Annotated in this window: 16 protein-coding genes; 14 read left to right on the top strand and 2 right to left on the bottom strand. The window is 64.9% G+C overall.

Going from position 1 to position 12664, the window contains the following annotated elements; all coding sequences use genetic code 11:
• The 6 genes from ruvC to AOQ71_RS40565 all read left to right on the top strand — a co-directional run.
• On the top strand, positions 1–386 hold a 386-nt coding region (gene ruvC, locus AOQ71_RS40590), incomplete at its 5' end, for a crossover junction endodeoxyribonuclease RuvC (RefSeq protein WP_245317418.1).
• A complete protein-coding gene (gene ruvA / locus AOQ71_RS40585) occupies positions 383–1000 on the top strand; it encodes a Holliday junction branch migration protein RuvA (protein ID WP_057759278.1) in 618 nt (205 codons plus the stop codon). The genes ruvC and ruvA, both read left to right, overlap by 4 nt.
• Before the next feature lie 125 nt (positions 1001–1125).
• Positions 1126–2184: a Holliday junction branch migration DNA helicase RuvB gene (gene ruvB, locus AOQ71_RS40580; RefSeq protein WP_057759275.1), complete on the top strand. Its 1059-nt coding sequence runs from the start codon at positions 1126–1128 to the stop codon at positions 2182–2184.
• 127 nt (positions 2185–2311) lie between these two features.
• Complete coding sequence (locus AOQ71_RS40575) at positions 2312–3235, top strand: metallophosphoesterase (RefSeq protein WP_057759887.1); 924 nt, start codon at positions 2312–2314, stop codon at positions 3233–3235.
• 69 nt (positions 3236–3304) lie between these two features.
• Positions 3305–3754 (top strand): tol-pal system-associated acyl-CoA thioesterase, encoded by a 450-nt coding sequence (ybgC, locus tag AOQ71_RS40570; RefSeq protein ID WP_082813630.1) that lies wholly within the window; start codon positions 3305–3307, stop codon positions 3752–3754.
• 77 nt (positions 3755–3831) lie between these two features.
• The gene (locus AOQ71_RS40565; protein WP_057759274.1) at positions 3832–4299 is read left to right on the top strand and encodes a nuclear transport factor 2 family protein; all 468 of its coding nucleotides are present in this window, start codon (positions 3832–3834) and stop codon (positions 4297–4299) included.
• 101 nt (positions 4300–4400) lie between these two features.
• Here AOQ71_RS40565 and AOQ71_RS40560 read toward each other — a convergent pair whose 3' ends face one another.
• Entirely contained in the window at positions 4401–5120 is a 720-nt protein-coding gene (locus tag AOQ71_RS40560; RefSeq protein WP_057759271.1) for a type 1 glutamine amidotransferase, read from the bottom strand.
• Between the two features lie 24 nt (positions 5121–5144).
• Entirely contained in the window at positions 5145–6071 is a 927-nt protein-coding gene (locus tag AOQ71_RS40555) for a LysR family transcriptional regulator (RefSeq protein ID WP_057759269.1), read from the bottom strand.
• Between the two features lie 150 nt (positions 6072–6221).
• Between AOQ71_RS40555 and AOQ71_RS40550 the strand changes: the two genes are divergently transcribed.
• The 8 genes from AOQ71_RS40550 to AOQ71_RS49460 form a co-directional block, all read left to right on the top strand.
• The gene (locus AOQ71_RS40550) at positions 6222–7178 is read left to right on the top strand and encodes an N-carbamoyl-D-amino-acid hydrolase (protein ID WP_083514855.1); all 957 of its coding nucleotides are present in this window, start codon (positions 6222–6224) and stop codon (positions 7176–7178) included.
• Between the two features lie 72 nt (positions 7179–7250).
• A complete protein-coding gene (locus AOQ71_RS40545) occupies positions 7251–8078 on the top strand; it encodes an ABC transporter substrate-binding protein (RefSeq protein ID WP_057759267.1) in 828 nt (275 codons plus the stop codon).
• A complete protein-coding gene (locus AOQ71_RS40540) occupies positions 8075–8932 on the top strand; it encodes an amino acid ABC transporter permease (protein WP_057759265.1) in 858 nt (285 codons plus the stop codon). Before AOQ71_RS40545 ends, AOQ71_RS40540 begins: the two co-directional genes overlap by 4 nt.
• Positions 8929–9693: an amino acid ABC transporter ATP-binding protein gene (locus AOQ71_RS40535; protein ID WP_057759262.1), complete on the top strand. Its 765-nt coding sequence runs from the start codon at positions 8929–8931 to the stop codon at positions 9691–9693. Before AOQ71_RS40540 ends, AOQ71_RS40535 begins: the two co-directional genes overlap by 4 nt.
• A gap of 16 nt (positions 9694–9709) precedes the next feature.
• On the top strand, positions 9710–10525 hold the full coding sequence (locus tag AOQ71_RS40530; protein WP_057759876.1) for an ABC transporter substrate-binding protein: 816 nt from the start codon (positions 9710–9712) through the stop codon (positions 10523–10525).
• Entirely contained in the window at positions 10512–11396 is an 885-nt protein-coding gene (locus tag AOQ71_RS40525) for a polysaccharide deacetylase family protein (RefSeq protein ID WP_057759260.1), read from the top strand. The genes AOQ71_RS40530 and AOQ71_RS40525 overlap by 14 nt, the downstream gene beginning before the upstream one ends.
• 47 nt (positions 11397–11443) lie before the next feature.
• Positions 11444–12100 (top strand): aspartate/glutamate racemase family protein, encoded by a 657-nt coding sequence (locus tag AOQ71_RS40520; RefSeq protein ID WP_057759873.1) that lies wholly within the window; start codon positions 11444–11446, stop codon positions 12098–12100.
• A gap of 23 nt (positions 12101–12123) precedes the next feature.
• Positions 12124–12664, top strand: a 541-nt coding sequence (locus AOQ71_RS49460; protein WP_430648684.1) for an ABC transporter substrate-binding protein, incomplete at its 3' end; no start/stop codon positions are given.

Genomic DNA, 12664 nt, shown 5'->3' with positions numbered 1-12664 from the left:
TGCCGCTGTCGAACCGGCTACTGGCGATCCACGAGGGGCTCGCGGCCATTCTCTCCAGCCATCAGCCGATGGAAGCGGCCGTCGAGCAGACCTTTGTGAACAAGGACGGCGTCGCGACGCTGAAACTCGGCCAGGCCCGGGGCGTCGCCATGCTGGCGCCCGCAATGTTCGGCATCTCCGTCGCCGAATACGCGCCGAACCAGGTCAAGAAGACCGTGGTTGGTGCCGGCCACGCCGACAAGCAGCAAATCGCGATGATGCTGAAAATCCTGCTCCCCAAGGCCGAGCCGCCGTCAGCGGATGCCGCCGATGCGCTCGCCATCGCCATCACCCACGCCCATCACCGCCAGAGCACGGCGCTCCGGCTGAAGGTGGCGGGATTATGATCGGTAAGCTCAAGGGCCTGATCGATTCCTATGGTGAGGATTTTGTGATCCTCGACGTCGGCGGCGTCGGTTATCAGGTGCATTGCTCGTCTCGCACCTTGCAACACCTGCCATCGCCAGGCGAAGCGGCCGTCTTGTCGATCGAGACCTACGTTCGCGAGGACCAGATCAAACTGTTCGGCTTCCGCACCGACCAGGAGCGCGAATGGTTTCGGCTGCTGCAGACCGTGCAGGGCGTCGGCGCCAAGGTCGCGCTCGCGGTGCTCGGCACGCTGGTGCCGGCCGATCTCGCCAACGCAATTGCTCTGCGCGACAAGGCCGCGGTGGCGCGTACGCCGGGCGTCGGGCCGAAGGTCGCCGAGCGCATCGTCACCGAGCTGAGGGACAAGGCGCCGGCTTTCGCCAGTGTCGATCCCGCCGTCGTGCATCTTGCCGGGGCCATGGACGATCAGCGTGCACCGCGCCCCGTTGCCGATGCGATCTCCGCGTTGGTCAATCTCGGTTATGGCCAGCCGCAGGCGGCTGCGGCGATCGCCTCGGCCTCGCGCAGCGCAGGTGAGAACGCCGAAACGGCACAGCTCATTCGCCTCGGACTGAAGGAGCTCTCGAAGTGAGGGCTGCAAGGCTCAATCTCGTAGGGTGGGCAAAGCGGAGCGTGCGCACCACCTTCGGATTGATCGGAGACATGGTGGGCACGGCGCGAAGGGCGCCTTTGCCCACCCTACGAGGAGTTCGCTGAGTGAGCGATCCCAAAGCCAACCGCATGGTCTCGCCAGAGCGCCGCAGCGACGATGTCGGCGACACCGCGCTGCGTCCGCAATCGCTGTCCGACTTCGTCGGCCAGCAGCAGGCGCGCAAGAATCTCTCGATCTTCATCGAGGCGGCGCGCAAGCGCGGCGAGGCGCTGGATCACGTGCTGTTCGTCGGCCCGCCCGGCCTCGGCAAGACCACGCTGGCGCAGATCGTGGCGAAGGAACTCGGCGTCGGCTTTCGTGCGACGTCGGGCCCCGTGATTGCCAAGGCCGGCGATCTCGCCGCGCTGCTGACCAATCTCGAAGAGCGCGACGTGCTGTTCATCGACGAGATTCATCGTCTCAATCCGGCGGTGGAGGAGGTGCTCTATCCCGCGATGGAGGATTTTCAGCTCGACCTCATCATCGGCGAGGGGCCGGCGGCGCGCTCGGTGAAGATCGAGCTATCGAAGTTCACTCTCGTCGGCGCCACCACGCGCGCGGGCCTGCTCACGAATCCTTTGCGTGACCGCTTCGGTATTCCGGTCAGGCTCAACTTTTATACGATCGAGGAGCTGGAGAGCATCGTCACCCGCGGTGCGCGCGTGCTCAATGTCGGCATGAGCGCTGACGGCGCCAACGAGATTGCGCGCCGCGCCCGCGGCACGCCGCGTATCGCAGGCCGCCTGTTGCGTCGCGTGCGTGATTTTGCCTCAGCCGCCGATGCCGACAAGATCGACCGCAAGATCGCCGACCATGCATTGAGCGCGCTCGAGGTCGATGCCGCCGGCCTCGATGCCATGGACCGCCGCTACCTCACGACCATCGCGACGAACTACGGTGGCGGCCCGGTCGGCGTGGAGACGATGGCCGCGGCGCTGTCCGAGCCACGCGATGCGATCGAAGACATCATCGAGCCGTATCTGATCCAGTGCGGCTATCTGCAGCGCACCCCGCGCGGCCGCCTGCTCACCTCGCACGCCTTCCGCCATCTCGGGATCGCCGAGCCTTCGCGCGATGCGACCGCGCAGTTCGGCCTGTTCGGCACCGATGACAGCGACGAGTGATCTGCGGTAACGCGCATTGCTCCGGCATGAACTTCCGGTAATCATCTGTGCAGATGATCTGCACAAGCGCACCCCAATTCCGCTCCAATCGGGCTGCATTACGGAAGCGCATCACAAGCAGGCTTCCATGATCTCTCGGCGTCATCTCATCCGTTCTGTCGGCGGCCTTTCGGCGCTTGGCATCTCGACGGCCGCCTATGGCGTCGGCGTCGAGCCGGAGCTGCGGCCGCGCATCACGCGCTATCATCCGATGCCGCGACAATGGCCTGCGGACTTGCCGCTGAAGATCGCCGTAATCGCCGACATCCATGCCTGCGATCCCTGGATGTCGCTGGAGCGGATCGAGGCCATTGTCGACCAGACCAACGCGCTCAAGCCCGATCTGATCGCCCTGCTCGGCGACTATGTCGCCGGCCATCACCACGTCACCCGCGTTATCCCGGCCGCAGAGTGGGCGAGGGTGCTGGCCGGCCTGAAGGCGCCGCTCGGTGTTCATGCCGTCATGGGCAATCACGACTATTGGGACGACAAGGTCGTGCAGCTGGCTGGGCACGGGCCGACGGTCGCCCATCGTGCGCTGGAGACGGCTGGCATTCCCGTCTACGAGAACGATGTTGTGCGTCTGAGCAAGGATGGCCGCTCATTCTGGCTCGCGGGCCTCGGTGATCAGCTCGCTTATGTCGCTGGGCGGCGCTATGGTCACGCGAGGAGTTTCGGGGCCGACGATCTCGATGCGACGCTCGCGAAGACCACCGACGACGCGCCGATCATTCTTCTCGCGCATGAGCCCTATATCGCGACGCGCGTACCGGCGCGCGTTGCGCTGCAACTGTCCGGTCACACCCATGGCGGACAGGTTCGCTTGCTCGGTTGGTCGCCGGCGCTGCCGCGGCAGCATGGCGTTCCGCTCGTCTATGGCCATCTCCGGCTGAAATGCGACGTCGTCATCTCCGGCGGCCTCGGTTGCAGCATCATCCCGGTCCGCGTCGGGGTGCCGCCGGAGATTGTCGAGGTGACGCTGGGGCGGCCGCCGGTGGCAACGGTGTCTTAGCCGTGCTTGCGCTGCCGGCCGTTTTTGCGCAAAAACGGACCTGCAGCGACAAGCGAAGAGGCTCGCGACGTGACAGCTCATCTCGACGGCGAGATCCGCGACGGCCGCCACCACATGCAGGTCCGCGTCTATTACGAGGACACGGATTTCTCCGGCATCGTCTACCACGCCAACTATCTGCGCTACATGGAGCGCGGGCGCACCAATCACCTGCGGCTGATGGGCGCCGAGCAGCAGGCGCTGTTCGATCAGGTCGAGACGGAAGGTGCGGGCTTCGCCTTCGTGGTGCGCTCGATGCATCTGGACTTCCTCAAGCCGGCGCGGATGGACGACGTGCTTGACGTTGTGACCTGGCCGGTCGCGGTGAAGGGGGCGTCCATCATGCTGGCGCAGGAGGTGCGGCGTGGTGAGGACGTGCTGGTCAAGGCCGAGGTGCGCGTCGCCTTCATCAGCGGCGGCCGCGCCCAGCCGATCCCGAAATCGATCCGTACGCTGATGAAGGCCGATCTGATTTCGTGATCGGTCGATAGGGGATCACCTCTCGACTCCGCCGCGTGTGGCGATAGATTGCGGCCTTGCAAACTGATGAGGCCCTCATGTCGCGCCCGCCGCTTCCGCCCTTCACCCGTGAGACCGCCGCGCAAAAGGCCCGCATGGCCGAGGACGCCTGGAATTCACGCGATCCGGTGCGCGTCTCGCTCGCTTATACCGAGGACAGCCGCTGGCGCAATCGCTCCGAAGTATTTCAAGGTCGAGAAGCCATCGTCGCCTTCCTCACCCGTAAATGGGAGAAGGAACAGGACTACCGCCTGATCAAGGATCTCTGGGCCTTCGATGGCAACCGCATCGCGGTGCGCTTCCAGTATGAATGGCACGACGCCGGTGGACAGTGGTATCGCTCCTACGGCAACGAGCAGTGGGAGTTCGACGAGCACGGTCTGATGCGGCGGCGCGAGGCCTCGATCAACGACATCATGATTGCGGAGAAGGATCGGCGGTTTCACTGGCCCGCGCCGGGACCGCGGCCGGCGGATGTGCCGGGACTGGCGACGGATCCGTTCTGAGTAACTCTCAATTCTCATGCGAAGCGCCGTCTCGAACCATGCAGGCCCGGCCGGTACAGCGGGGGCCTCGACCCTTCGAGACGCCCGCCTTTGGCAGGCCCTCAGGGTGAGGAGATGGATTTGCGCGCCAAAAAGCGCGTAATCGCTCCACCGAGCTTCGCGTTGTCCAACGGCTCCGCCAGTGACTGCCTCGCGGTCGCCACGACCTCATCCGGCGCCTTGCCGTCGCGCAGGTCGCAGCAGACCTGGGCGAAGTCGACGTCGAACTCAGGATGGGGCTGCACCGTCAGCGTCGCGCCGTTGGCGTAAAGCAAGCCGGCATGCGGGGTGAACTCCGACGAAAGGATGGTCAGCGCATCGTTGGGCGCTTCGATCACCTGGTCCTGATGCGAGCAGGCGATCGCGACCGCTTCGCCGCCAATGACGCCGTTCTCCGGCAGCACCTGATAGACGTGCCGGCCGATGCCCCAGCCCTTTTCGGACTTGCGCACGGTGCCGCCGAGCGCCTGCGCGATCAGCTGATGGCCGAAGCAGACGCCGACCATCGGCGTCTTGTTGGCGTAGGCACTGCGGACGAAATCTTCCAGCGGCGCGATCCAGTCGAGCCGGTCATAGACACCGGCGGCTGCCCCCGTGATCAGCACGGCCTCGAGCTTACTCGGATCGGGCAGCGCATCGCCATTCGGAATGCTGACGACGTCGACTTCGGCGGTCGGATCCTCGGCGCGGACCATGCGCTCGAACATGTCCGGAAAGGAGCCATGCTGCTCGCGATATTTCGGCGGGACCTGCCCGGTCTCGATGATGGTGATGCGTGCCATATGCCCCTCAGGTCAAAGGTAAGCTCAGTCGCTTCCTGCCCCATCTTGCTGGTGTGGCGCTGTGCGCGCCAGCAGCGCGCTCTCCTTGCGGATTTCGCCGAGAAAGGCCTTTGCCAGTCGCGACAGCGGTTCGGCTTCCGACCAGAGCATGTAAGCGACCGCGCGGGTTGTCGGTGTGAACGGCCGTACGACGAGGCCGTGCCCGCCATTCTGGCGCGGTGAGAAGGGGTCGACCACGGCGGCACCGACGCCGGCGGCTGCCAGCACGCAGGCGGTGTTGCAATAGCGCACCTCGACCGTCGGCTGGAACGGCGCGCCGGCGCGAGCAAAACTGTCGCGCACGGCTTCGCCGAGCCGCGTGCCGCGCTCGAGCCCGATGAAGGGCAGGCCGGACAAGTCACACGCCGAAATCACGGCCTTGCTTGCGAGCGGATGCTGCGGGGGCACCACGCAAACCATTTCGCCGGTGTGCACCACCTCATGCGCGATACCCGGGTGATGCGTCAGCCCGAGTGCGAAGCCGAGCTCGGCGACATGGCTGAGCACGCCTTCGATGATGCCCTCATAACGCCGGACGTCGAAGAACACCCGCGTCTCCGGGCGGCGGCGCAGGAAGACGGACAGCGCTGTGGGAATGATGCTGTAGGCGAGCGGCGGCGTTGCCACGATGGCGAGATGCCCGGCGCGGTTCTCGCGCAGATCGCGCACGCGATTCTCGAGCTTGGCGTGAAGCGCGAAGATCGCCTCGCTCTCCTTGTAGAGCGCCATCGCCTCCGCCGTTGGAAACAGCCGGTTGTTGATGCGCTCGAACAGCGCAAAGCCCGCCTGCGCCTCCATCGTCTTCAGCGCGTTGCTGACCGCCGGCTGCGACAGCGCCAGTTCGTCGGCCGCCGCCACCGTGGTGCGATGGCGGATAACGGCATGCAGGATCTCGAGCTGGCGCAGGTTCATATCACTGGCTGTTATACTGTGGGCCAAAAGATCATAGCACGATGAATTGCTTTTGCAGCCTGGCTTGCGCCTAATACCTCGGATTTGCACGCTGGATCAAAGGGTTCACTAGCCCATTGAGGCAGCATTGCGCACAGATTGGAGGCAAACTTGGTTCGTGTCCTTCGCGCCGCCGCCGCCCAGATGGGGCCGACGCAGAAAGCCGATGCGCGTGAGCAGACGCTGTCGCGGATGCTGGCCATGCTGGAGGAAGCGGCGGGCCGCGGCGCCAGCCTCGTGGTGTTTCCCGAACTCGCCTTCACCACCTTCTTTCCGCGCTGGTTTTTGGAAGGCGATGCGCTTGACCAATATTTCGAGCGCGGCATGCCGAACCCGGCCGTGGCAAAACTGTTCGAGCGCGCGCGTGCGCTGCGCGTCGGCTTCTATGTCGGCTATGCCGAGTTGACGCCCGAAGGCCGCCGTTACAATTGCGCCATCTTGGTCGATCGCGACGGCGAGATCCTCGGCCGTTACCGCAAGGTGCATCTGCCGGGGTCGGTCGAGCCTCGCGAGGGTGCGCGCTACCAGCAGCTCGAGAAGCGCTATTTCGAATATGGCGATCTCGGCTTTCCGGCATTCCGCGCGGGATCTGCCTGGGCGCACGCGATCATGGGCATGATGATCTGCAACGACCGCCGCTGGCCGGAATCCTGGCGCGTGCTTGGCCTGCAGGGCGTCGAGCTGGTCTGCATCGGCTACAATTCGGCGGCCTATGATCCCAATGGCGGCAGCACTGAAGATGCCTCCTTGCGCACGTTCCATTCGACGCTGGTGACGCAAGCAAACGCCTATATGAACGCGACCTGGGCGATCTCGGTGGCCAAGGCGGGCGAGGAGGACGGCTCCGGCCTGATCGGCGGCTCCTGCATCGTCGATCCCAACGGCCGCATCGTCGCGCAGGCGGCGACGTTGACCGACGAGGTGATCGTCGCCGACATCGATCTCGACCTCTGCCGCCAGGGCAAGGACAAGATGTTCAATTTCGCCGCCCACAGGCGGCCTGAGCAGTACAGGGTGATCACCGAGCGCGCCGGCGTCATCGAGCCGGCCGTGCTCGACGCGGACTGAGCAAAATGGCACAGCGCTGGCTTGGATCAACAACGAAAAAGCGCGGCAAAGGAAAAGGTTGAAGGAGCTGATATGACACGCCTCTCGCATTTCCTCGGCTTCACAGCGCTGGCTGCGGTGACCTCAGTACAGGCCGCCGAGCTTCCGGCTGAGATCAAGCAGGCGGGCGCGCTCAAGCTCACGGTCAACTCGACCTATGCGCCGAGGGAATATCGCGACCCTGCCAGTAACGAGCTGGTTGGGCTCGACATTGACCTTGCGAACGAGCTTGCCAAGCGGCTCGGCGGCCTCAAGATTGTCTGGAGCGAGACGCCGTTCGCCGAGCTAATCCCCTCGCTCCAGACCAAGCGGGCCGATTTCATCATCTCCGGCATCTCCGACCGCGCCTCGCGGCGCGAGACCGCCGATTTCGTCGACTATCTGACCACAGGACCGCAGTTCTTCGTGATAGCCGACAGCGATGCGAAGGCTGCGGCTGATCTCTGCGGCAAGAAGGTCGGCACCACCCGCAGCACCAGCTTCCCGGTCGAGATCGAGAAATGGAGCAAGCAGAATTGCGAAGCCGCCGGCAAGCCGGCGATTCAGTACGTGCCTGGCGAGAACTCGATCGACGTGCGCAACCAGCTCAGGCAGGGCCGCATCGATGCCGCCGTGCAGGGCAGCGAGACGCTGCCTTATGCGCAGGCGCAGGAGCCCGGCAAATACCGCATCGTCGGTGAGGCCTTTGCCAGAGGCTATCAAGGCATCATGTTCCGCAAGGACGATGCGGCGCTCCGCGAGGTCGTGACGGAGAAGCTCGCGGCGATGATCGCTGATGGCTCCTACAAGGCGGTGCTCGACAAATGGGGCCTGGGCGCCAATGCGGTCGCCCAGCCCATGCTGAACGCGGCGCCGCAATGAAGCCGGCGCCGGCACTCGCGGAAGGCTTCCCCGACCTGTCGGGAATGCGGATCGCGCGCGAGCCGCACTGGTTTCGCTGGTTCAGCGCGGCCCTGATCGTCCTGGTGCTGGCGGCAATCGCGCGTGCTTTCGCCAATGGCCAGATCGAATGGTCCTATGTCAGCCGTTTCATCACCGCAAAAGTGATCCTCGAAGGCATCGTCAACACCATGGTGATGGCGGTGCTGGCGATGGCGCTCGGCATTGTCCTCGGCATCATCGTCGCGATCATGCGGCTGTCGCCCAATCCGGTGCTGAAGACGGTCGCGGCCGGCTACACCTGGTTATTTCGCGGCACGCCGCTGATCCTGCAATTGCTGCTGTGGTTCAACCTGGCGCTGGTGTTTCCGACCATCGGCATTCCCGGCCTGTGGAGCGCGCGCGCCGTCGACGTCATGACGCCATTCCTCGCGGCGCTGCTCGGGCTCGGCATCAACCAGGGCGCCTATACGTCCGAAGTGATGCGCGCCGGCATGCTGTCGGTCGACATCGGACAATATGAGGCGGCGCAGGCGATCGGCATGGGGCGGCTGCGCGCGCTACGCCGGATCATCCTGCCGCAGGCGATGCGCGTGGTGATCCCGCCGCTCGGCAACGAGTTCATCGGCATGGTCAAGGCGACCTCGCTCGCGAGCGTCATCCAATATCCCGAGGTGCTGCACAACGCCGAGAACATCTATTACGCCAATTCCCGCGTGATCGAGCTCCTGATCGTCGCGGGCCTCTGGTATCTGCTCGTCGTCTCGATCCTCACCCCGCTCCAGATGCTGCTCGAACGCCGTTTTGCACGCGGCACAATGCGGCTCGCGCGATGACAAAGCCCCTCGTCGCGATCCGCTCCGTAGCTAAGAGTTTTGGAGAGTTCCAGGCTCTCAAAAGCGTCTCGCTCGACGTCTGGCCCGGCGAGGTGATGTGCCTGATCGGTGCCTCGGGCTCAGGCAAGACTACACTGCTTCGTTGCATCAACCAGCTCACCGCGATCGACGCCGGCGGCATCTGGCTCGATGGGGAGCTCCTCGGTGTGCGCGAGCAGGGTGGGCGGCTCTACCGCCTCAGCGAGCGCGAGATCGGACGGCAGCGGCTGAAGACCGGTATGGTGTTCCAGCGCTTCAACCTGTTCCCGCACAAGACCGCGCTGGAAAACATCACCGAAGGCCCGCTCCAGGTGCAGGGCCGCAAGGCTGACGAAGTGCGCACTGAAGCGCTCGAGCTACTCCGTCGTGTCGGCCTGGTGGCCAAGGCGGACTCCTATCCGGCGCAGCTCTCCGGTGGCCAGCAGCAGCGCGTTGCGATCGCGCGGGCGCTTGCGATGAAACCGATGCTGATGCTGTTCGACGAGCCGACCAGCGCGCTCGATCCGGAGCTTGTCGGCGAGGTGCTTGCCGTGATGAAAGAGCTGGCCAAGAGCGGCATGACCATGATGGTGGTGACGCACGAGCTCGGCTTTGCGCGCGAGGTCGCCGACCGCGTCGTCTATATGGACCAGGGCGCGATCGTCGAGCAGGGCCGCGCCTCGGACGTCTTGGGGACGCCGCGCGAAGAGCGTACCAGGGCATTTCTTTCGGCTGTAATCTGAAGTTGGGGACGTGATGATGAAAAGACTTTTGCTTACGGCGGCTTTCCTGGGCGCCATGAGCGCATCGGTGGTGGCGATCGAGCTGCCACCTGATATCGCCAAACGCGGCAGCCTAAAGGTCGCGCTGGTGCCGAACTATCCGCCGATGGAGTTCCGCGATCCCGCCACCAATGCTCTGTCCGGATTCGACGTCGATCTCGGCGAGGCGATCGGCCGCAAGCTCGGGGTCAAGATCGAATGGACCGAGACCAGCTTTGCCGAGTTCATGCCGTCGATTGCGACGGGGCGGGTCGATGCCATCCTGTCCGGCTTCACCGATTATGCGAGCCGGCACGAGATTGCCTCCTTCGTCGATTATCTGCGCAGCGGTCCAAAGTTCTTCGTGCAGCAGTCCCGTGCGGCGGAGTTCAAGGATATGGCCGCCCTGTGCGGCAAGAAGGTCGGCGCCAGCCGCCGCACCATGTTTCCGGCCGAGATCGACAAATGGAGCCAGCAGAACTGCGCGGGCAATCCGATCCAGTTCGTCGGCACCGACGGCTCGGCAGATGCGCGCACGCAGCTCAAACAGGGCCGTATCGACGCCGCCGTGCAGGGCAACGAGACTCTGCCTTATGTGATGGAGCTCGAGCCGGGCACCTATGCGCCGGTCGGCGATCCCTTCGCGACGCAGTTCACGGGCATCGCGCTGCCGGTCAAGGAAAAGGCGTTGCAGCAAGCGATCGTCGAGGCCGTCGATGCGCTGATCGCCGACGGCACCTATCGTACGCTGCTGGCGAAATGGAAACTGAACGACAACGGAATAGAGAAGGCGACCATCAATGCTGGACAGTAAGGCACTCCAGAGCATTCCGCTCACCCCAGCCAACACCGCGGATCCCGCGCCGGACTATCCGTGGCCGAAGCCGTACACATCGGCGATGTTCCTGTCGTTCGACGTCGATGCCGAGACCGCGTGGACCAGCAAGGACGCGCTGCACGCGCAGCGGCTCATCACCATGAGCTATGGCGGCTATGAGGCGCGCGTCGGCACGCCCAAGCTTCTGGAACTGCTCGATCAGCTCGATCTCAAGGCGACCTTCTTCGTCACGGGCTGGTCGGTCGATGCGCATCCAGCCATGGCGGAATCGATCCTCAAGGCCGGCCACGAGATCGGCCATCACGGCTATCACCATCTCTTGCCCGATCCCGGCGATCCCTGGATCGAGGAGGAGCTGGAGCGCGGTTTCGAGGCGTTGAAGCGCCGGCTCGGCGTCAAGCCGATCGGATACCGCGCGCCCTATGGCGAGTTCACCGAGGAGCTGCGCGTGGCGCTGGTCCGCCATGGCATCGTCTACACTTCCTCGTTCCGCGACGACGTCAGGCCCTATCGGCATCGCCTCGCCGACGGCAAGCCCGGCACGATCGAGCTGCCGGTGACGGCGAGCTATGACGACTGGATGCATGGTCTCTCCGCCCGCTTCAGCCCGCGCTCGATCTTTCCCAAGGAGCATGTGCTCTCGATCTGGAAGGACGAACTGGATGAAGTGCGCGACTGGGGCGCGATGGTGACGACCGTGCTGCATCCGCAATGCAGCGGTCGTCCGATGCGGCTGCGGCTGCTGCGCGAGTTCCTCACCTACGCAAAATCATGCCCTGACGTCTGGATCACAACCGGTGAGAAGATCGCCGAAAACTTCCTGCGCCACGAGACCGCCAAGCGTTGAGAAGTGCCAGTCAGCCTTGCCAGTGAGCCTTGCCAATGAGCCTCGCCATGACCCGTCGCCGCATCCTCGTCATCAACCCCAACTCCTCGGCGTCGGTGACGGCGGCGATCGACGACGCGGTGGCGCCGCTGCGCATCGCGGGCGGGCCCGAGATCGAGGTGGTCGGTCTTGCCGAGGGGCCGCCAAGCATCAGCTCGCAGCGCGATGCCGACAGCGTGGTAATGCCGCTCGTGGGTCGCGTCACGCGCGATGATGCAGATGCGTTCGTGCTCGCCTGCTTCAGCGATCCCGGCCTGCATGCGGTGCGCGAGGCCGTTGGCGGGCGCCCCGTCATGGGCATCGCCGAATGCGGCATCTTCCGCGCGCTGATGCTCGGCGAACGCTTTGGCATCATCTCGCTGTCGCCGTCGAGCATCCGCCGTCAGCAGCGCATGGCGCGGGTGATGGGCGTCGACGGCCGTTTTGCCGGAAGCTGGTCGGTCGGCGCCAGCGCGGCCGAGACGGCGAGTGCGGACATCCGCGGCCGGTTGATCGAGGCCGGCCGCGCGCTGGTCACGCAATATCGCGCCGATGTCGTGGTGATGGGCTGTGCGGGGATGGCCTCGCACCGAGGGGCGATTGCGGAGGCGATCGGCGTCCCCGTGGTTGAGCCGGCGCAACAGGCGGTGGCCGTCGCGATCGGCGCGGTCTTGTTGAATACGTAAGGTACGTTTAGGAGCCTCTAGGAATGCCGATCTCCCGTCGCTCGCTCCTCAAGGCCGCCGCAGCGATGCCGGCGCTCTCATTGCCGGGCATCGTCCGCGCTGAATCGCAGTCGACGCTGCGCTTCATCCCCGTCATCGATCTCGCCTTCGTCGATCCGATCTATTCGACCGCGCAGGTGTCGCGAAACCATGGCTTCATGGTCTACGACACGCTCTATGGCATGAGCGCCTCGCTCCAGGTCTCGCCGCAGATGCTGTCGGGCCACGTCATCTCGGGCGACCAGCTGCAGTGGGACCTGACGCTTCGCGACGGCCTGTTCTGGCACGATGGTGAGCGCGTGCTCGCACGCGATTGCGTCGCCAGCATCCGCCGCTGGGCGGCGCGCGACGGTTTTGGCGGCGAGCTGATGGAGGCGACCAACGAATTGTCAGCCGCCGACGACCGCACCATCCGCTTCCGTCTCAAGCGTCCGTTTCCGCTGCTGCCGCAAGCGCTCGGCAAGGCCGCGATCAACGCCTGCTTCATGATGCCGGAGCGGCTGGCAAGCCAGGATCCGTTCAAGC

This window comes from Bradyrhizobium manausense, assembly GCF_001440035.1.
In the GTDB taxonomy this organism is placed as follows: Bacteria; Pseudomonadota; Alphaproteobacteria; order Rhizobiales; family Xanthobacteraceae; genus Bradyrhizobium; species Bradyrhizobium manausense.
Note: the sequence above shows the minus strand (reverse complement) of the source record. Positions and strands in the feature narration are given on the sequence as shown.

Excerpts from the sequence above, each read along its gene's own strand:
- AOQ71_RS40525 (WP_057759260.1), top strand. The coding sequence starts at position 10,512 with ATGCTGGACAGTAAGGCACTCCAGAGCATTCCGCTCACCCCAGCCAAC.
- AOQ71_RS40535 (WP_057759262.1), top strand. The coding sequence starts at position 8,929 with ATGACAAAGCCCCTCGTCGCGATCCGCTCCGTAGCTAAGAGTTTTGGA.
- AOQ71_RS40575 (WP_057759887.1), top strand. The coding sequence starts at position 2,312 with ATGATCTCTCGGCGTCATCTCATCCGTTCTGTCGGCGGCCTTTCGGCG.
- AOQ71_RS40555 (WP_057759269.1), bottom strand. The coding sequence starts at position 6,071 with ATGAACCTGCGCCAGCTCGAGATCCTGCATGCCGTTATCCGCCATCGC.
- AOQ71_RS40560 (WP_057759271.1), bottom strand. The coding sequence starts at position 5,120 with ATGGCACGCATCACCATCATCGAGACCGGGCAGGTCCCGCCGAAATAT.
- AOQ71_RS40545 (WP_057759267.1), top strand. The coding sequence starts at position 7,251 with ATGACACGCCTCTCGCATTTCCTCGGCTTCACAGCGCTGGCTGCGGTG.
- AOQ71_RS40540 (WP_057759265.1), top strand. The coding sequence starts at position 8,075 with ATGAAGCCGGCGCCGGCACTCGCGGAAGGCTTCCCCGACCTGTCGGGA.
- ruvA (WP_057759278.1), top strand. The coding sequence starts at position 383 with ATGATCGGTAAGCTCAAGGGCCTGATCGATTCCTATGGTGAGGATTTT.
- AOQ71_RS40530 (WP_057759876.1), top strand. The coding sequence starts at position 9,710 with ATGAAAAGACTTTTGCTTACGGCGGCTTTCCTGGGCGCCATGAGCGCA.
- AOQ71_RS40520 (WP_057759873.1), top strand. The coding sequence starts at position 11,444 with ATGACCCGTCGCCGCATCCTCGTCATCAACCCCAACTCCTCGGCGTCG.
- AOQ71_RS40565 (WP_057759274.1), top strand. The coding sequence starts at position 3,832 with ATGTCGCGCCCGCCGCTTCCGCCCTTCACCCGTGAGACCGCCGCGCAA.